General features: G+C 40.2%; 15 protein-coding genes and 1 pseudogene. 13 read left to right on the top strand and 3 right to left on the bottom strand.

Annotated elements, in window-relative coordinates; genetic code table 11:
- The first annotated feature begins 88 nt into the window (after positions 1-88).
- From CH76_RS08155 to CH76_RS08145, 3 genes are all read left to right on the top strand, one after another.
- Entirely contained in the window at positions 89-2077 is a 1989-nt protein-coding gene (locus CH76_RS08155) for an AarF/ABC1/UbiB kinase family protein (protein WP_036145009.1), read from the top strand.
- 180 nt (positions 2078-2257) lie between these two features.
- Positions 2258-3424, top strand: coding sequence for an NlpC/P60 family protein (locus CH76_RS08150; RefSeq protein WP_036145008.1), 1167 nt, complete (start codon positions 2258-2260; stop codon positions 3422-3424).
- Positions 3425-3527: 103 nt separating this feature from the next.
- Positions 3528-5258: an ABC transporter ATP-binding protein gene (locus CH76_RS08145; RefSeq protein WP_036145003.1), complete on the top strand. Its 1731-nt coding sequence runs from the start codon at positions 3528-3530 to the stop codon at positions 5256-5258.
- 52 nt (positions 5259-5310) lie between these two features.
- On the opposite strand, the gene CH76_RS08140 is transcribed toward CH76_RS08145, so the two are convergent.
- From CH76_RS08140 to CH76_RS08130, 3 genes and pseudogenes are all read right to left on the bottom strand, one after another.
- Positions 5311-6252 carry an ABC transporter substrate-binding protein gene (locus CH76_RS08140; protein ID WP_051910290.1) on the bottom strand — a complete coding sequence of 314 codons (942 nt, stop codon included), beginning with the start codon at positions 6250-6252 and terminating at the stop codon, positions 5311-5313.
- Positions 6253-6279: 27 nt separating this feature from the next.
- A pseudogene (locus CH76_RS08135) lies at positions 6280-7028 on the bottom strand (ABC transporter ATP-binding protein).
- Between the two features lie 35 nt (positions 7029-7063).
- Positions 7064-8113, bottom strand: a complete 1050-nt coding sequence (locus CH76_RS08130) for an iron ABC transporter permease (RefSeq protein ID WP_036145001.1) — start codon at positions 8111-8113, stop codon at positions 7064-7066.
- A gap of 233 nt (positions 8114-8346) precedes the next feature.
- Here CH76_RS08130 and murB point away from each other — a divergent pair, with 233 nt between their 5' ends.
- The 10 genes from murB to CH76_RS13495 all read left to right on the top strand — a co-directional run bounded on the left by murB (position 8347) and on the right by CH76_RS13495 (position 16883).
- The gene (gene murB, locus CH76_RS08125) at positions 8347-9261 is read left to right on the top strand and encodes a UDP-N-acetylmuramate dehydrogenase (RefSeq protein WP_036145000.1); all 915 of its coding nucleotides are present in this window, start codon (positions 8347-8349) and stop codon (positions 9259-9261) included.
- Between the two features lie 53 nt (positions 9262-9314).
- The gene (locus CH76_RS08120) at positions 9315-10067 is read left to right on the top strand and encodes an exodeoxyribonuclease III (protein ID WP_036144999.1); all 753 of its coding nucleotides are present in this window, start codon (positions 9315-9317) and stop codon (positions 10065-10067) included.
- Between the two features lie 112 nt (positions 10068-10179).
- The gene (locus CH76_RS08115) at positions 10180-10539 is read left to right on the top strand and encodes a metalloregulator ArsR/SmtB family transcription factor (protein ID WP_036144998.1); all 360 of its coding nucleotides are present in this window, start codon (positions 10180-10182) and stop codon (positions 10537-10539) included.
- Complete coding sequence (locus tag CH76_RS08110; RefSeq protein WP_036144997.1) at positions 10536-12650, top strand: heavy metal translocating P-type ATPase; 2115 nt, start codon at positions 10536-10538, stop codon at positions 12648-12650. Before CH76_RS08115 ends, CH76_RS08110 begins: the two co-directional genes overlap by 4 nt.
- Positions 12651-12780: 130 nt before the next feature.
- Positions 12781-13065 (top strand): late competence development ComFB family protein, encoded by a 285-nt coding sequence (locus CH76_RS08105; RefSeq protein WP_036144996.1) that lies wholly within the window; start codon positions 12781-12783, stop codon positions 13063-13065.
- Positions 13066-13171: 106 nt separating this feature from the next.
- Positions 13172-13594 (top strand): transcriptional regulator MntR, encoded by a 423-nt coding sequence (mntR, locus tag CH76_RS08100; RefSeq protein WP_036144995.1) that lies wholly within the window; start codon positions 13172-13174, stop codon positions 13592-13594.
- A 1-nt stretch (position 13595) separates the two neighbouring features.
- On the top strand, positions 13596-14450 hold the full coding sequence (locus CH76_RS08095; RefSeq protein ID WP_036144994.1) for a S1 RNA-binding domain-containing protein: 855 nt from the start codon (positions 13596-13598) through the stop codon (positions 14448-14450).
- A gap of 74 nt (positions 14451-14524) precedes the next feature.
- Positions 14525-15424 (top strand): DUF1002 domain-containing protein, encoded by a 900-nt coding sequence (locus tag CH76_RS08090; RefSeq protein WP_036144993.1) that lies wholly within the window; start codon positions 14525-14527, stop codon positions 15422-15424.
- Between the two features lie 33 nt (positions 15425-15457).
- On the top strand, positions 15458-15736 hold the full coding sequence (locus CH76_RS08085) for a GNAT family N-acetyltransferase (RefSeq protein WP_036144991.1): 279 nt from the start codon (positions 15458-15460) through the stop codon (positions 15734-15736).
- A 256-nt stretch (positions 15737-15992) separates the two neighbouring features.
- A complete protein-coding gene (locus CH76_RS13495) occupies positions 15993-16883 on the top strand; it encodes a GNAT family N-acetyltransferase (RefSeq protein ID WP_051910287.1) in 891 nt (296 codons plus the stop codon).
- The last annotated feature ends 20 nt before the right edge of the window (positions 16884-16903 follow it).

The following is a 16903-nucleotide window of genomic DNA, read 5'->3' as shown; positions in this document are numbered from 1 at the left end:
GCAAATTTGCGTTGCTGGTTTTTTGTATGTAAAGGGTAATAGTAGGTAAGGGCTTCAACAATTTGTATAATATATAAGAGGTGAAAACATGCTATATATCAAATTTGCGATTGAAATAGCAGTAGTAGGGTTATTTATTTATGTAGTAACAGGTCGCCTAATTGGTACAAAACTGAGCTTTGCGAAGCGCTTAATTTCGGTTTTACTAAGTTTAGCACTTACAACATTTGTGTATTGGTACTCCTATCTACAGCATACAAAAATTTTAGAGGGCAGTTTAGTTAATGCAATTTTTGAAGTAAGCACATTAGTATGGATTGGCAGTATGTTACTCATTGCCATGCTATTGTATTTAGTTTTTGAGTTATTTGATCCGATTGGTATTAGTGTACAGGAGACGCGCGGTCAACGTTCAATATTTGCACGTGTACGTTTATATTGGCGTCAACAAAAGCGTTTGCGTCAAGTATTACGTATTGCTGTAACAAATGGTGTCGTACAAACAATTAAATATGCGCGCCAACGCGAAAATGAACGCGAACTAGCCATTGCACTACGTCGCACGCTTGAGCAGTGTGGAGGTATCTTTATTAAATTTGGTCAGGTATTATCCACACGTAAGGAGTTATTTTCTCCAATTTTTATTGAGGAGCTCGCTAAACTACAACAGGGTGTGCCGCCACTGAGTGAGTCAGAGTCTCTCCGTGTGTTAGCAGAGGCACTACCGGGCAAGGTGGATGATGTGTTTGCATCATTTAATGCCGTACCTATTGCTTCGGCATCAATTGGTCAAGTTCACCGAGCAGTGCTTAAAGCAACGCGTGAGCAAGTAGTTGTTAAACTACTACGTCCAGAAGTAAAAGAAATTATGATTAACGATGTGAGTATTCTCGTAGAGTTTGCGAGTTGGTTTGCGAGCAAGTCTGCATGGGCAGCTAACCTTGGTTTTAAGGAGCTTGCGATTGGCTTTGCGGATGGCTTAAGTGAGGAAATTCATTTTGATATTGAAGTTCGTAATACAGTACAAGTCAGTAATGTATTAAAAAATAGCGCCTATCAAGTACGCATTCCACATATGTATACAGAGTATTGTGGTGACGCTATTATTGTTATGGAGTTTATTGAAGGGGCAAGTGTTGCGGAAGCTGACTTTCATTTTAGACGCCTTGGCATCGACCGCAAAGAGTTTGCGCGTACCGTATTGTTTTCATTTTTTGAACAAATGCTATACTCAGGTATTTTTCATGCGGACCCACACCCAGGCAATATTTTTATTGATGAGCATACGGGGCAACCTGTACTTATCGACTTTGGCGCAGTCGGTCGTTTAGGTGCACCACAACAGGAAGGGCTAAAGCTCTTTTTAATGGGCATCCAACAGGCAGATGCAAGCATTTTATATGATGGGCTGACTTTACTTGTAGAAGAAAATGACCCAACCCAGCGCGCGCGTATGGAGCAAGCGATTGATCAACTACTGCTTAAGGTATCCTTTGTAGATCGTATCCCAACAGAAGAATTAATTTATGCACTATTTAAAGTGGTACGTGATTTTAAATTAGCCTTCTATCCATCCGTTGCATTAGCACTGCGCTCGTTTGTTACACTTGATGGTACGCTACGAGTTATTGACCCAAGTTTTGATATTTTTACAGAGGCGAAGGCTTTTTCAGCACGTTATATGCGTGATGTATTGTTTAAGCCGTTTAAAGAGCCGAGGGCAACGCGTGATAAAATTGAAGAAGAACTCGCACAGTTGTTACCTAATTTACGTAAGATGCCGCGACGCATTGACCATTTATTACAACGTGTAGAAAGCGGAAAAATTATTTTACATCATGATATTTTTTCGGATGAGCATAATGCGAAGTTTATTACTCAATTATTTTCGCAAATGGTTTTGCTATTTGTTGGTATTACATTCGGTATCATTTCTGTAGCATTGTTAGCCATTTCTCAATTCATTCATGCACCATATGCCGTTTATTTAAATACAACCGCGTATTTAGGATTGTTTTTATGCGCAATATTACTTGTGCGTTTGTCCATTCAAGCGCTACGTAACACCAAGGAGTAGCTACGAATTTCGTAGCTACTTTTTTTATTACAATAATGTTGCAGTATTACTTTTAGATTAAATCAGATTGCGTTTTGTGTGCTTGCCATGTGAAAAGTGCTAGAATGGATAAAGTTGAGTGAAAATAGACGTTTAGTGAAGGAATATATATATAGCTTAGATGAAAGGAAATGATTAAAAGTGGTTTCGAAATATACAAAGCGCACGTGGTTAGCAATTGCCCTAGCAGGTGGCATTACATTTGGTACAGTAGCACCTATGCAAGTAAACGCAGAAGAGTCATCTCAGGAAATGATTGCGCAAAAGCAAAAGGTTGACCAAGAAGTAAAGGCGCTAGCAGCAGAGCTAGCTAAATTACAAAAAGAGCTAGATGCTAAAGTAAAGGTATTTGAAAAGGTCGCGGCAGATATTAAAGAAGTTGACGCAAGCATTGCAGAGACAACAGAGCGTATTGAAAAGCGTAGTGCATTATTAGCTGATCGTATGCGTGCTTACCAAGCAAAAGATACGGGTGTAAATCTTTATGTAGATGCGGTATTTAGTGCATCAAGCATTACAGATATGGTAGACCGTGTGTCAGCTGTTAAGACATATTTAAATGCAGACCAAATTTTAATTGATGAGCAAACAGAAGACAATAATAAATTAAAAGCAGAAAAGAAAGTTTTAGCTGAGAAAAAAGCAGAGCTAGAAAAGCAATTCCAAGCGCTTCAAGAGCAAGAGGGCGTTATTGAGGTTAAAAAAGCAGAGAATGAGGCAAAATCATTAAAGCTTAAAGCTAAAATTGCAACGAAGCAAGAAGAGGAGCGCTTAGAGCGTGAGCGTAAGGCAGCTGAAGAGCGTGCAGCACAATTACGTGCATTACAACAGCAACAGCTTGAAACTGTAGCAGCACCAACACAACAAGCTACAGCGCAACAAGATGCGACAACAGAAGTATCTAAAGCAGTCGCAGCACCTGAAGCGGCAACACCAGCGCCAGCAGTAGGTGGCGGTGTAGGTACAGCAATTGCCGAAGCACATAAATATATTGGTATGCCATATAGCTGGGGTGGTGCTTCGCCAGCAACGAGCTTTGACTGCTCAGGCTTAACGCAATACTCTTATGCGAAGGCGGGTATTTCGTTGCCACGTACAGCGGCACAACAATATCTTGCGACAGCGCGTGTATCAGCAAGCCAAGCACAACCAGGCGACTTAGTGTTCTTTAGTTATGGTTCAGGCGTTGCGCACGTAGGGATTTATTTAGGAAATAATATGATGATTAACTCGCAAAATAGCGGTGTTACGGTTGAGCCATTAGGTAGCTGGTGGCAACAATATATCGTTGGCTATGGTCGTCCTTAAGTTGTCGATTAGCGCTAATCATCTTTAGTGAAATCAAGGAGCGCTTTCTTCTCATTGGAAGAGAGCGCTCCTTTTTTGTACACTAGCTATAAAGGAGCGAGCTATGAACAAACAACAACAACCCTCAGCGGTAAAAACTTTTTTACAATTATTAAAGTCCTTAAACTGGCCTGTGGGCATTATGATTATTGCCCTCACGCTGACGCTTATACAAACAGCGGCAGGTTTAGTCGTACCTTTAGTTACTAAGGATTTAGTTAACTCCCTAACGACAACCGTATTTAACTGGAAAATCATGGCGTTGCTCGCGGTCGTATTTATTGCGCAGGCAATTGCAGGTGGCGTAAGTTTTTATTTATTAACATTTATAGGTGAACGTATTGTAGCGGATCTTCGCGAAAAGCTATGGCATAAAGTTTTACGTTTACCTGTGACGTATTATGATGAAAACGAAACAGGCGAAACGATAAGCCGCATTACACAAGATACGTCGACATTAAATGATTTAATTACCCAGCACCTCGTTAATGTCGTGTCAGGCGTACTATCTATTTTAGGTGCAGTTGCTTTATTGTTTTATATTGATTGGAAGATGACGCTTATTTTATTAGTAAGTGTGCCCGTCGCATTTATTATTATTATTCCGCTTGGGCGCATTATGCATAAAATTGCTTCAGCAAGGCAAAAGGAAATGGCATCATTTTCAGGCCTGCTCGGTCGCATATTAGCTGATATTCGTTTAGTGAAAGCTTACCGTGCAGAGCCATTAGAAGATGCGCGTGGTGACAAAGCAATTAAAAACCTCTTTAATTTCGGCTTAAAAGAGGCACGTATCCAGGCGATTATTTCGCCAATGATGACACTCATTATGATGGGTGTACTCGTTGTGATATTAGGTTATGGCGGCTCACAAGTGGCTAACGGTAACTTAACTGCGGGTGATTTGGTCGCTATTATTTTTTACTTATTCCAAATCATTATGCCTTTTGCTCAAATGGCTATGTTCTTTACAGCTTTCCAAAAGGCAATGGGTGCAACAGAGCGTATCCAAGAAATTTTGCATATGCCAGCGGAGCGAGAGGATGGCTTAGCTCAAGTAGCAGATGGAGAGATTAACTTTCAAGATGTATCTTTCCATTACACTGCAGACAAACCTATTTTACAGGATGTTACGTTTACAGCAGGGCGAGGTGAGGTTACTGCCTTTGTAGGACCAAGTGGTGGCGGTAAAACAACAATCTTTTCGTTGGTGGAGCGTTTTTATGATGCAACAGCGGGGCAAATTACTATGGATAATCATGCGATTGATGATATTGCGCTGGCACATTGGCGAGGTAAAATCGGCTATGTTTCGCAGGAGAGTCCATTAATTAGTGGCACAATTTTGCATAATATTACGTACGGCTTTAAGGAGCAACCACCTATGGAGGCTGTGATACAGGCGGCTAAGTATGCCAACGCTATGCAGTTTATTCAAGACCTTGAGCAAGGCTTTGATACAGAAGTGGGAGAGCGTGGTATGAAGCTATCTGGTGGTCAGCGTCAACGTATTGCGATTGCCCGTGCGTTGCTACACAATCCGCAAATTTTATTATTAGATGAAGCAACATCTAACTTAGATAGTGGCTCTGAAATTTATGTACAAGAGGCTTTGCATCATTTAATGCAAGGGCGTACCACTTTAGTTATTGCGCATCGCCTTGCTACGATTTTACATGCAGACCAAATTATTTTTATCGAAAAGGGACGCATTACAGGGCGTGGCACGCATGAAGAATTACTTAAAACACATGCTTTGTATCGCGAGTTTTCGGCAGGACAAGGCTTAGCATAACAAAAAATGGTGGGCCATCTATTATGGTCCACCATTTTTATGGAGTTACATATTAAAAGTTGTCCGGGTAAAAACCTTTTGCTAATGTTTCAATTGCTTCAGCTGCACGTACACCCTCAGATGCCGCAGATAATGGCATAATTACGAAGTGTTCATTTTTTACAGCTGTTGTATTTTTTAAGGCAGGGTCATTTTTAATAAATGTCATTTTATCCTCAAGTGGTGTGCCACCATAATCCATAATAACGATTACTTCAGGATCGTGTGTGACAACGTCTTCTTTTGACACACTAGTCCAGCCTTTTTCGATAGATTTAAAGATGTTATCGCCACCTGCTTGCGTTACAAAGTTGTTCATGATATTTTGTGCAGCTGTTAATAACTCTTTGTCGCCACTATCATAAACAAATACGCGTACAGGATCATCTTGTTCAGGAAGCTGTGCTTGAATTGCGTCTACATTCGTTTGCATTTCTTCAATTAAGTTTTCGCCGCGCTCTTCAATGCGGAAGATTTTAGCGATGTTACGAATGTCTGTGAAAATATCTTCAAGTTTAGGTTCATTCATAACAGATGATGTTTGAAGGTAGCTATTAACACCCATCTCTTGCCACTCAGCTGCAGTACCGATAGATTTTTCGGCTAATGCACTTGGCCAGCCCCCATATAAAAAGTCCGCTTCTGCATCAATAACTTGTTCTTTAGAAGGGTACTCAGCAGCTAATACTGGCACCTTATCATAAGCTTCTTTTAAAGGTGGGTAGATTTCGTCGTCTAAATAAGCTGTTCCTACCATTGAATCTTCAAGTCCAAGTGCCAGCATAATTTCGGTAACGTGCTGGTTTAAGCTAATTGCGCGTGTTGGTGCTTTGTCATATTCAAATGTTAGCTCATTATTTTCGATAGTAACAGTGTCTGTTTTTTCTGTTACCTGTTCTTTTGGTGTTTCTTCGGCTTTATCGCCACATGCGGCAAGTACTAAAGCTAATGCCATAACTAAAAATAAATGGATTTTTTTCAATTATAAACGCTCCCTTAATTGTTTTTCGGATAAATAGGTAATGCTTGGACGCTTAGTAACGGGGTGGGTGATAACCTCTGCGTGCACCTCAAACACCTCGCGTAATAGCTGAGGTGTAAGTACGTCTGCAGGTGTGCCACTCGTGACAACGCGCCCTTGCTGCAACACATAAATACGGTCGCAGTACGCTGCCGCTATATTTAAATCATGTAATGCGGCTAATACAGTTAATTGCAATGAGTCAATTAAATCCATAACCTGTAGCTGATGTTTAATATCTAAATGGTTAGTAGGCTCATCTAAAATTAATAAGTTTGCTTGTTGTGTAAGTGCGCGCGCAATAATGGCGCGCTTTTTTTCGCCACCTGATAAGGAACTAAAATCGCGCGAGGCAAGGTGTGTTATGCCAGCTTGTGCTAAGGAGCGGTCAATAATTAATGCATCTTTTTTAGCATCCATCGCAAAAAGCTTTTGGTGTGGCGCTCGTCCCATCGCCACAATATCGCGTACTGAAAAATCAAACAGTACAGGTGACTCTTGACCAACGACTGCCATTTTTTTGCGATTTCCTTATCAGCTTGCTTACTAATATCCTCATCATATAAAATGATTTGCCCTTGTTGAGGTTTGAGTAGGCGGTACATATTTTTAAGTAGTGTTGATTTACCACTACCATTCGGGCCAATTAAGCCAACGACCTCGTCTTGTTGCACATGTAACGAAATGTCGTGCAAAATGGCTTTGTCCATAATGCTGTAGCTAACGTGTTGAGCTTTAATAGCCATTAGTCACCCTCCCCAAACGAATAGGAGTTGCGGCGTAGCATCCAAATAAAGAATGGGCTACCGCATAACGCTGTAATAATTCCGATAGGCATTTCCTCTGGTGAAATAATAATACGTGCTACCGCATCAGCTAGTACTAAAAAGATAGCGCCAACCAATGCGCTGATTGGCAATACATGCTTATAGTTTGAGCCTACTAGCAAACGCACAATATGCGGAATAATAAGCCCAACAAAGCCAATTGCACCACTCACGGCTACAATAACACCTGTTAATAAGGAAACAAGTAAAATTAATAGCTTGCGAAAGCGGTCAATATTCATCCCAAGTGTAATGGCAGCTTCCTCACCCATCAGCAATACATTTAAATTGCGGTACTGTAAATATAAAAAAGTAAATACAATAATAAAGGTAATGAGTGGAATTGGTAGCACACTCCATTTCGCGCCGCCTAAACTGCCAAGCATCCAATACATAACAGCTTTAATGCCGCCCTCTTGTTTTGACATGAGCAACATAAAGTTAGTAATGGCAGAGAGCACTAATGAAATTGCGATACCTGCGAGTAGTAAGCGAATGACAGAAATACGTCCCTGTACTTTCGCTAACATAAATACCACAATGACCGCGAGCAGCGCGCCTAAAAAGGACGCAAAAGATAGTGCGTATACACCTAAAAACGAAAAAGCGCCAAGTAAAATTACTGATGTAGCACCAACGGACGCGCCAGATGATACACCTAAAATATAAGGGTCAGCAATCGAGTTGCGCACAAGTGCTTGAATGGCAGCTCCTGAAATGGCAAGACCTGCACCAACAATCATAGCTAAAATAGTACGCGGTACACGTAGCTCCCAAATAATAATTTCTTGTGCCTTTGTCCAGTCGGCTTCGATAACATCACCAAAAAAGGGCATATGACTAAAAATAACGCGCCAAACAATAGATGGTGTAATGGCTACTGAGCCTACAATAATGGCAAAGGTCATGGCAGCTAGTAGCAGCGCTAGCAAGCTAATAACAAGCATAGGCATTTTATTTTTAAGCATCGCATAACCTTCTTTCGTGATAAGTAATAACCACCTGCAAGCGTATCAAAAAACGATTCGAAATGTGAAAGAACGGAGAAAACATCTGACTATGTGACATAAGTAAGGTAAAATGCGTAAATTCGTTAATAAAATGCTTTTTTCTAGCGTGGGGTAGTGTAATTTACTTTCTGTGCAAAAGTCGTTAAACTAAAGCTATGTAGGAGTTTATTAGGGAAGGGAAACGGTCGAACATGACAAAATCACAATGGATTAAGGATTTACAACAAATCGTAGCACCCTCACAACTGCGTGTTGATGAGCCGCTTCATTTATATACGATGACTAAGCTAGGTGGTAACGCTGATATTTTTGTATTGCCACAGACAGCAGAGGAGGCACAGCAAATTGTAGCGTACGCACATCAGCACGCTGTACCATTATTAATGCTAGGTAATGGCTCAAATATGGTTGTGCGTGACGGCGGTATGCGAGGTATTGTTATTACATTTTCAGCGCTTGACGCAATACGTGTAGAGGGCACAACTGTACATGCGGAGGCTGGTGCATTAATTAAAGATGTATCTAAGCAAGCAGCAGCGGCAAGTTTAACAGGCTTTGAGTTTGCTTGTGGCATTCCTGGCTCTATTGGCGGCGCAATGGCAATGAATGCAGGCGCATATGGCGGCGAAATTAATGACATTATTGTTTCTTCAACAGTATTAACTAAAGAAGGCGAAATCATCACGCTATCTAAAGAAGCGTTAAAATTAGGCTATCGTACAAGCAGTATTGCAACAGAGGGTTACTATGTTTTATCCTCAATCTTTGAGTTAGCTAAAGGTGACCAGCAAGCGATTGACGAAAAAATAGCAGACCTTACACACCAGCGCGAGACAAAACAACCGCTTGAGTTTCCGTCAGCTGGCAGTGTCTTTAAACGACCACCCGGTCAATTTGCGGGTAAATTGATTCAAGATAGCGGTCTACAAGGTAAGGGTGTTGGTGGTGCAGAGGTTTCAACTAAGCACGCAGGTTTTATTGTCAATAAAGGCGGCGCAACCGCAACGGACTATATCCAAACAATCGAAATGGTGCAACGCGTTGTTAAAGAGAAGTTTGGTATCGCGCTTGAACGCGAAGTGAAAATTGTTGGTGACGAAAAATAAAGTAGCGGAGCTCCGAGTTAGTGGCGGAGCTTTTTTTATATGGAGGTAAGTGTATGAAATTTATTTCGTGGAATGTAAACGGCATCCGTGCTTGTTTAAAAAAAGGTTTTATGGATTTTTTTAATGAACAAGACGCGGATATTTTTGCGATACAGGAAACAAAGTGTCAGGCAGAGCAAGTTACGCTCGATTTACCTGGCTACTATCAATATTGGAACGATGCAGAAAAGAAAGGTTACTCAGGTACAGCAGTCTTTACTAAAAAAGAGCCACTCGCTGTGCGTTATGGTATTGAAGAAGATAGCGAAGCAGAGGGGCGTATTATTACGTTAACATTTGATGATTTTTATTTTGTTAATGTTTATACACCTAATGCGCAGCGTACATTAGCACGTTTACCATTTCGTTTAGCGTGGGAAGATCGTTTATACACGTACTTGCAAGAGCTAAATCAGCATAAGCCTGTTATTTATTGTGGAGATTTAAATGTGGCACATACAGCACTCGATTTAAAAAATGCTAAATCAAATGAGGGCAACTCAGGCTGTACTATAGAAGAGCGCGAAAAAATGACGCGCTTAGTAACGACAGGTTTTACGGATAGTTTTCGTCATTTATACCCGACTGCAACAGATCGTTACAGTTGGTGGTCTTATATGAATAAAGTACGTGAGCGTAATATTGGTTGGCGTATTGATTACTTTATTGTGAGTGACCGATTAATACCTTATATTACACAATCCGAAATGCACGATGAGGTGCTAGGTAGTGACCACTGCCCAATTTATTTAACACTTACGCTGTAGTAGCGTAGGTGTTTTTTAAATCGTAATGACTACACATTCAAACAATCATTTGAATGAGAAAAGAAGTTGTGCTATATTATAATCAAATAAACATTTGAATGAGGTGTGAAAGATGGCAAAACATACATGTGGTGGTTCAACATCATTAGAAGAAACAAACGTTTTACATATTCGTGAGCAAATTCCTAATCTTGTAGGCGTGGCAAAATTTTTAAAGGCGCTATCCGACGAAACACGCTTAAAAATTGCTTATGCCCTAACGATTGAGCAAGAGCTTTGCGTCTGCGATGTCGCAGAAATTATCGGCTCATCCGTAGCAACAGCCTCGCATCATTTGCGTTATTTACGTGATCATCATTTAGCAAAGGCAGAGCGTAAAGGTAAGCAAATGTTTTATTCTTTAGCGGATGATCATGTGTACCAAATCGTAAAAATTGCTTACGAGCATTCTATGGAGGAGGAAGCCAAATGACAGCAAAACAAGAGTATCGTTTACAAAATTTATCCTGTGCTAGTTGTGCCGCTAAATTCGAAAAAAATATTCGTTGTATTGACTCAGTAGAAGATGTGCAGCTCAACTTTGGTGCATCAAAGCTAACCATTGTAGGTGATGCGACGATTGAGCAACTAGAGGAAGCAGGCGCTTTTGATGGCATTACAGTTCGTGAGGCCAGTGTACGAGCTAAACCTAAGGCGATCCCATTTTATAAACGCAAAGAAAATATTTTAGCTGTTTTTGCGCTTGTCTTTATTATTGCAGGCTATATTGCGGCAGCTCAATTTGGCGAAAAGTCAGCCATAACTATTGGTATCTTCCTTACGGCTATTGTTGTAGGCGGGATTGATATTTTTATAACAGGCTTTAAAAACTTAGCCAAGCTTGATTTTGATATGAAGACATTGATGACTATTGCAGTAATTGGCGCTACCATTATTGGTGAGTGGAAGGAAGGCGCAGTAGTTGTATTCTTATTTGCGGTGAGTGAGGCGCTTGAGGCTTACTCTATGAATAAGGCGCGTCAATCGATTGAGGGTTTAATGGATATAGCACCTCCAACAGCACTTATTAAGCGTGCGCATGGTGAGCATGTACATGAGATGGAAGTAAACACTGAGGACATACAAATTGATGATGTATTGATTGTTAAGCCAGGACAAAAAATTGCGATGGATGGCGTAGTGATCACAGGATTATCAACGGTTAATCAGGCAGCTATTACAGGTGAGTCAGTGCCTGTCACACGCACAATTGGCGACGAAGTATTTGCGGGCACATTAAATGAAGAAGGGGCAATGGAAGTACGCGTAACAAAACGTGTTGAGGATACAACTATTGCTAAAATTATTCATTTAGTAGAAGAAGCACAAGCGGAAAAAGCACCTTCACAAAAATTTGTTGATCGTTTTGCTAAGTATTATACGCCTGCGATTATGTTAATTGCGTTACTCGTAGCAGTAGTGCCGCCACTCTTTACAGGTGATTGGCAAACATGGATTTATCAAGGATTGGCTACTTTAGTCGTTGGTTGCCCTTGTGCGCTTGTTATCTCAACGCCAGTAGCGATTGTTACGGCAATTGGTAACGCAGCACGTAATGGTGTATTAATTAAAGGTGGTATTCACTTAGAGGAGCTTGGTCATATTAAAGCCATTGCTTTTGACAAAACAGGTACACTCACAGAAGGTACACCAACTGTAACAAAAATTGTAGTAGCAGCTAGTGAGAGTGAAGCTTCTGTATTACAGCGTATTGCAGCTGTAGAAAAACCTTCGCAACATCCATTAGCCAAAGCTATTTTAACAAAAGCACATGAGCAAAACCTATTAGTGAGTGAACCGACAGATTTCCAATCCGTAACAGGTAAGGGCGCTTATGCTACTGTAAACGACGAAGTTATTTATGTAGGTAGTTTAACGTGGATTACTAGCCTTGTAGCGTTAGAACCACAAATTACACAAGAGGCACAGCGTATGCAAGAGCTGGGACATTCAGTAATTGCGGCTGCTACAGCCACTAAGGTGCTTGGCATCATTGGTATTGCTGACCAAGTACGTGCTGAGAGTAAGGGTGTCCTTGCTAAGCTACGCAAACAACATATTGACCATACAGTAATGCTAACAGGTGATGCTGAACCAACAGCAAAAGCAATCGCTGCTGAGTTAGGTTTAACAGATGTACGTGCAGGTCTACTGCCAGAGGATAAGTTAGCAGCTATGAAGGAGCTACGCAAGCAGTATGGCACAGTAGCAATGGTAGGTGATGGTGTTAATGATGCACCAGCACTAGCTACAGCATCTGTAGGTATTGCGATGGGCGGTGCAGGTACAGATGCAGCGCTCGAAACAGCTGATGTGGCCTTAATGGGTGATGATTTATCTAAGTTACCTTACACAATTGGCTTAAGTAAAAAGACCCTACGTATTATTAAGGAAAACATTGCTTTTGCCTTGGGTTTAAAAGCCATCGCGCTATTACTTGTGATTCCAGGGTTATTAACATTGTGGATTGCAATATTTGCTGATATGGGAGCAACTTTACTTGTAGTGCTTAACTCCCTACGTCTAATGCGTACACAAAAGTAATAGTTCAGACAAATTTAATAAATTTCGTATACAATACGCTTACTAACAAGGATTTTCATTGATATTTGTAAATTAAGGCGCTATGATTAGTGTAATGTGAAGAAATTGGTGAAATTGGGGCGAAAGTAACGTGGTTGAAACGAAGTTATTAATAAATGTGACAGAAGAAATTGTAGTTGGGCTAGTCGGATTTTATTTAAGAGGCGTGGAGTACCAAACATTTTGCCATTGCGATAAATGCGAACGCAAAATTATTGCGACCACATTAAATGCCATGCCAAGCTACTATGTAACAAACGAGCAAGAGCGCAATGAGGCGTTTGCTAAGTTAAATACAGATGAGCAGGTAGAGTTTATGAACAGTACAATTATTCATGCTATTCATACTGTAGGCAAAGCGCCAAATCATTTATAAAATATAAACAAAAGGGGTGTCCTAAAATGGTCACCCCTTGTTTACATTTTCACGATATAATGTAGTACACTATATAGTACGACAATAAGAAAGAGAGGGATACGATATGCCAACACCAAGTATGGAGGACCATATCGAACAAATTTATTTATTAATTGATAATAAAGGATATGCACGTGTATCTGATATTGCTGAAGCACTTTCGGTACTTCCTTCTTCTGTAACGAAAATGGTACAAAAACTTGATAAAGATGGCTACCTTAATTACGAAAAATATCGTGGTTTAGCGCTAACATCAAAAGGCAAAAAACTTGGTAAGCGTTTAGTACAACGCCATGAACTGCTAGAGCGATTTTTAGAGCTGATTGGCGTTGACGCACATACGATTTATGATGAGGTTGAGGGCATAGAGCATCATTTAAGTTGGCATTCGATAGACCGTATCGCCGACTTAGTTCAGTTAATGGAAGATGACAAGAGCATTCAACAAAAATTAGCACAAATACGATTACAAGATGGTGAGGAATAACATGAATAAATTACAATCAGGAGCAGTTGCAAAGCTAACAGTATTAGCTGAGGAAAGCTCAAAATGGATTTTAACAAATGGCGATGTAGAGTTACCAGTTAACGCATCAGAAATTACAGGCGAAATCGCTGTTGGTGATGTGGTAGATGCCTTTATTTTCACAGACCGCCGCGGTGATTTAGCAGCAACAACAGCAATCCCTACAATTTTAGAAGGCGACTATGACTGGGCACGCGTTTACCGTGTGACAAAAGAGGGCGCTTATATTGATATTGGTACATCACGTGAAGTGTTAGTACCAGCAGAGGATTTACCAGTATTACCAGAGCTTTGGCCTGAAGCGGGCGATCATTTATATGTAACTTTACGCGTAGATCGTAACGGTGAGTTTTACGGTCGCCTAATTACAGAAGAAAAAGTGCTTGAAGTATACGAAGGTGCATTTGAAGAAATGCATAATAAAGATATTTTAGCTCGTCCTTATCGTTTATTACCTGTAGGTACATTTTTACTTGGCGTTGAAGAGCCATACCGCATTTTTGTACACGAAAGTGAAATGTATAATGAGCCACGCCTTGGTCAAGATTTAACAGTTCGTGTTATTGATACAAAGGACGACCATTCGTTAAACGGCTCACTGTTACCACGTAAACATGAACGTATTGATGGGGATGCCGAAAAAATCTTTGATTACCTTGAGAGTGTTGGCGGTAAAATGCCATTTTGGGATAAATCATCACCAGAAGAAATTAAAGAAATGTTTAATATGAGTAAAGCAGCATTTAAGCGTGCACTAGGCACATTAATGAAAGCACGTAAAATTAAACAAAGTGACGGCTGGACAGAAAAAATTTAACTTGTAATAATAAGGAATGAGCGGGTGAAACCTTCTCATTCTTTTTTCGTAGTAATTACTAGGGAGGTTAGGATATGAAACAAAAACTACTAGCTTTTGTAGCGGTATTTGCCTTAATCATGACAATGGTTAGCACACCCGTTGCATCAGCAGCTAAAGTAATTGATGAGCGTTTAGGTGTACCTATTGTAGTGTACGGTGCTAACTTAACGGATGCCGAAAAACAAACTGTAAAAAAAGCATTAGATGTAGCAAATGATGATACTGTGGAAGAAATCACAGTAGCAGGGAGCGACTTAAATCGCTATATTACGAACAGTAATCCCAATGCACAAATGTTTTCTTCTGCTAAAATTACATTAAAAAATAAGGGTGAAGGCCTAGTTATTGATATTGTAACGCCTTCAAACATTACTGAGATTACTAACGATATTTATGCCAACGCAATGTTAACAGCTGGTATTGAGGATGCCCTTGTAGAAGTAGCAGCACCAAAGCCAGTAACAGGACACTCAGCGCTTGCAGGGATTTATAAAGCATACGAACAACGTTCAGGCGAAACATTAGACACAAGCCGTACAGATGTAGCCAATGAAGAATTAAACGTAGCTACAACAATTGCAAGTAACTCAGATGTTAGTGACGAAAAAGTAGCAGAGTTATTAACAGAAATTAAAAAGCAAATTGCCGAAAACACACCGCAATCACGAGAAGAAGTTGAGCAAATTGTAAATGACCAGCTTAGCAAGCTAGAAATTAATTTAAGTGAACAAGACCGACAATTATTGATTGATTTAATGGATAAAATCAAAGGCTTAAATATTGATTTTGACAAATGGTCTGAGCAATTAAATGATTTAAGTTCAAAGCTTGGCGATAAAATTAGCGACCTAACTTCGGAGGATGGCTTCTGGGGTAAGGTAAAAGCATTTTTCCAAGGCCTAGTTGATACAGTATCTTCGTGGTTCAAGTAAGCTTTATGCTAAACTAAATGTGGGGGTGAGAACATGGAATTCACATTCGTAGATAGAGGCGACAACAATTTTGCGTTTGAACACAAGCAAGGCGATGACGTTATTGCTGAAATTTCGTGGGTGCAAAAAGGTGAAGTAATGTCGATGAATCACACATTTGTATCTGATACATTACGTGGTCAAGGTGTAGCTAAGCAATTACTCGACCGTGCAGCAGAGTATGCACGTGCAGAGGGCTACAAAATGGAAGCAGTTTGTTCATATGTAGTATCCGCATTTAAGCGTGGTACGTATGACGACGTAAAAGCATAACACAAAAGGCAATCTTGCACATCACGTGTAAGATTGCCTTTTATAATTCGTCTGTCATTTGCAATTACCCCTTCACGAAAATAATGACATTACAATCGCAGTTAATAAAGCAAACGCTGCGAGCAATGTACTAACGTCAACAATATGATGAAAATTTACGCGTCGCATATGCCTCCCCCTTATTAGTAGTTATTTAACTATTACCCAAAGAAATATGAAGTAATCGTGTTAAAATAAGGCAAGGAGTGTGAGGATAATGTTTATGATTAAAACATATGAGGAACTAAGCAAGGAAGAATTATATGACATCATTCAATTACGCATTAATGTCTTTATTGTAGAGCAAGAAACTTACTATGAAGATCTCGACAATCATGACCAGCAGGCGCTACATTTACTCCATCGTGACGATGAGGGTAAACTTGTTGCATACGCGCGTATGCTACCCCCAGGTGAAATATTTGAGGAAGCCTCTTTTGGCCGTATTATTACAACGCAGGCAACGCGCGGCACAGGCTTAGGTAAGCGTATGATGAATACTATTATGGCAAGGATTAAAGAACAATGGGACAATCCACCTGTTTTTATTCAAGCACAAGATTATTTAACAAATTTTTATAGCCGTTTTGGCTTTGAACCCGTATCAGAACCTTATATGCACGAATGCTTACCACATAGGGATATGCGCTATACACCAATGCAAGAAGATTTCGACAATGTAGGTTTTACTTCTGCACTGGAGGGTAAAGAAGAAGTATCTAAGAGACGAGAGAGGGGCAATTCAACAATGGCAAAATTAAAAGGTAAAGGCGTAGTAGTAGCAGGTTTAGTAGCAGGTGCAGCAGCATATCTAAGTAAGCCTGAAAACCGTGACAAAGTGTTAGACGCAGTTAATGTAGCAAAAGAAAAGGTTACAGACTTCGTTGAAACACAAAAAGAAGCACTAGCACCACAAACGCAACCTGAAGCACATGAAGGTCATGCTGAAACACTGAAAGAGCAAGCAAAAGCTGCAGCAGAGTCAGATGATTTAACAATTGCAGAAAACAAAATGTTAAGCGAAGGCGCTCAAACAACTGTTCAATATTACAATGAAAAAGTAGATCGTAAAGAAGAACAGGACGAAGCAAAAGAAGAAGAAAAATAAAAAAATCCGTAGGCGTTTTT

Source organism: Lysinibacillus sp. BF-4 (genome assembly GCF_000743635.1).
Classification (GTDB): domain Bacteria; phylum Bacillota; class Bacilli; order Bacillales_A; family Planococcaceae; genus Metalysinibacillus; species Metalysinibacillus saudimassiliensis.
This window is presented reverse-complemented; position numbering and strand designations above follow the sequence as displayed.

Excerpts from the sequence above, each read along its gene's own strand:
- CH76_RS08155 (WP_036145009.1), top strand. The coding sequence starts at position 89 with ATGCTATATATCAAATTTGCGATTGAAATAGCAGTAGTAGGGTTATTT.
- CH76_RS08145 (WP_036145003.1), top strand. The coding sequence starts at position 3,528 with ATGAACAAACAACAACAACCCTCAGCGGTAAAAACTTTTTTACAATTA.
- CH76_RS08140 (WP_051910290.1), bottom strand. The coding sequence starts at position 6,252 with ATGGCATTAGCTTTAGTACTTGCCGCATGTGGCGATAAAGCCGAAGAA.
- CH76_RS08130 (WP_036145001.1), bottom strand. The coding sequence starts at position 8,113 with ATGCTTAAAAATAAAATGCCTATGCTTGTTATTAGCTTGCTAGCGCTG.
- murB (WP_036145000.1), top strand. The coding sequence starts at position 8,347 with ATGACAAAATCACAATGGATTAAGGATTTACAACAAATCGTAGCACCC.
- CH76_RS08120 (WP_036144999.1), top strand. The coding sequence starts at position 9,315 with ATGAAATTTATTTCGTGGAATGTAAACGGCATCCGTGCTTGTTTAAAA.
- CH76_RS08115 (WP_036144998.1), top strand. The coding sequence starts at position 10,180 with ATGGCAAAACATACATGTGGTGGTTCAACATCATTAGAAGAAACAAAC.
- CH76_RS08110 (WP_036144997.1), top strand. The coding sequence starts at position 10,536 with ATGACAGCAAAACAAGAGTATCGTTTACAAAATTTATCCTGTGCTAGT.
- mntR (WP_036144995.1), top strand. The coding sequence starts at position 13,172 with ATGCCAACACCAAGTATGGAGGACCATATCGAACAAATTTATTTATTA.
- CH76_RS08095 (WP_036144994.1), top strand. The coding sequence starts at position 13,596 with ATGAATAAATTACAATCAGGAGCAGTTGCAAAGCTAACAGTATTAGCT.
- CH76_RS08090 (WP_036144993.1), top strand. The coding sequence starts at position 14,525 with ATGAAACAAAAACTACTAGCTTTTGTAGCGGTATTTGCCTTAATCATG.
- CH76_RS08085 (WP_036144991.1), top strand. The coding sequence starts at position 15,458 with ATGGAATTCACATTCGTAGATAGAGGCGACAACAATTTTGCGTTTGAA.
- CH76_RS13495 (WP_051910287.1), top strand. The coding sequence starts at position 15,993 with ATGTTTATGATTAAAACATATGAGGAACTAAGCAAGGAAGAATTATAT.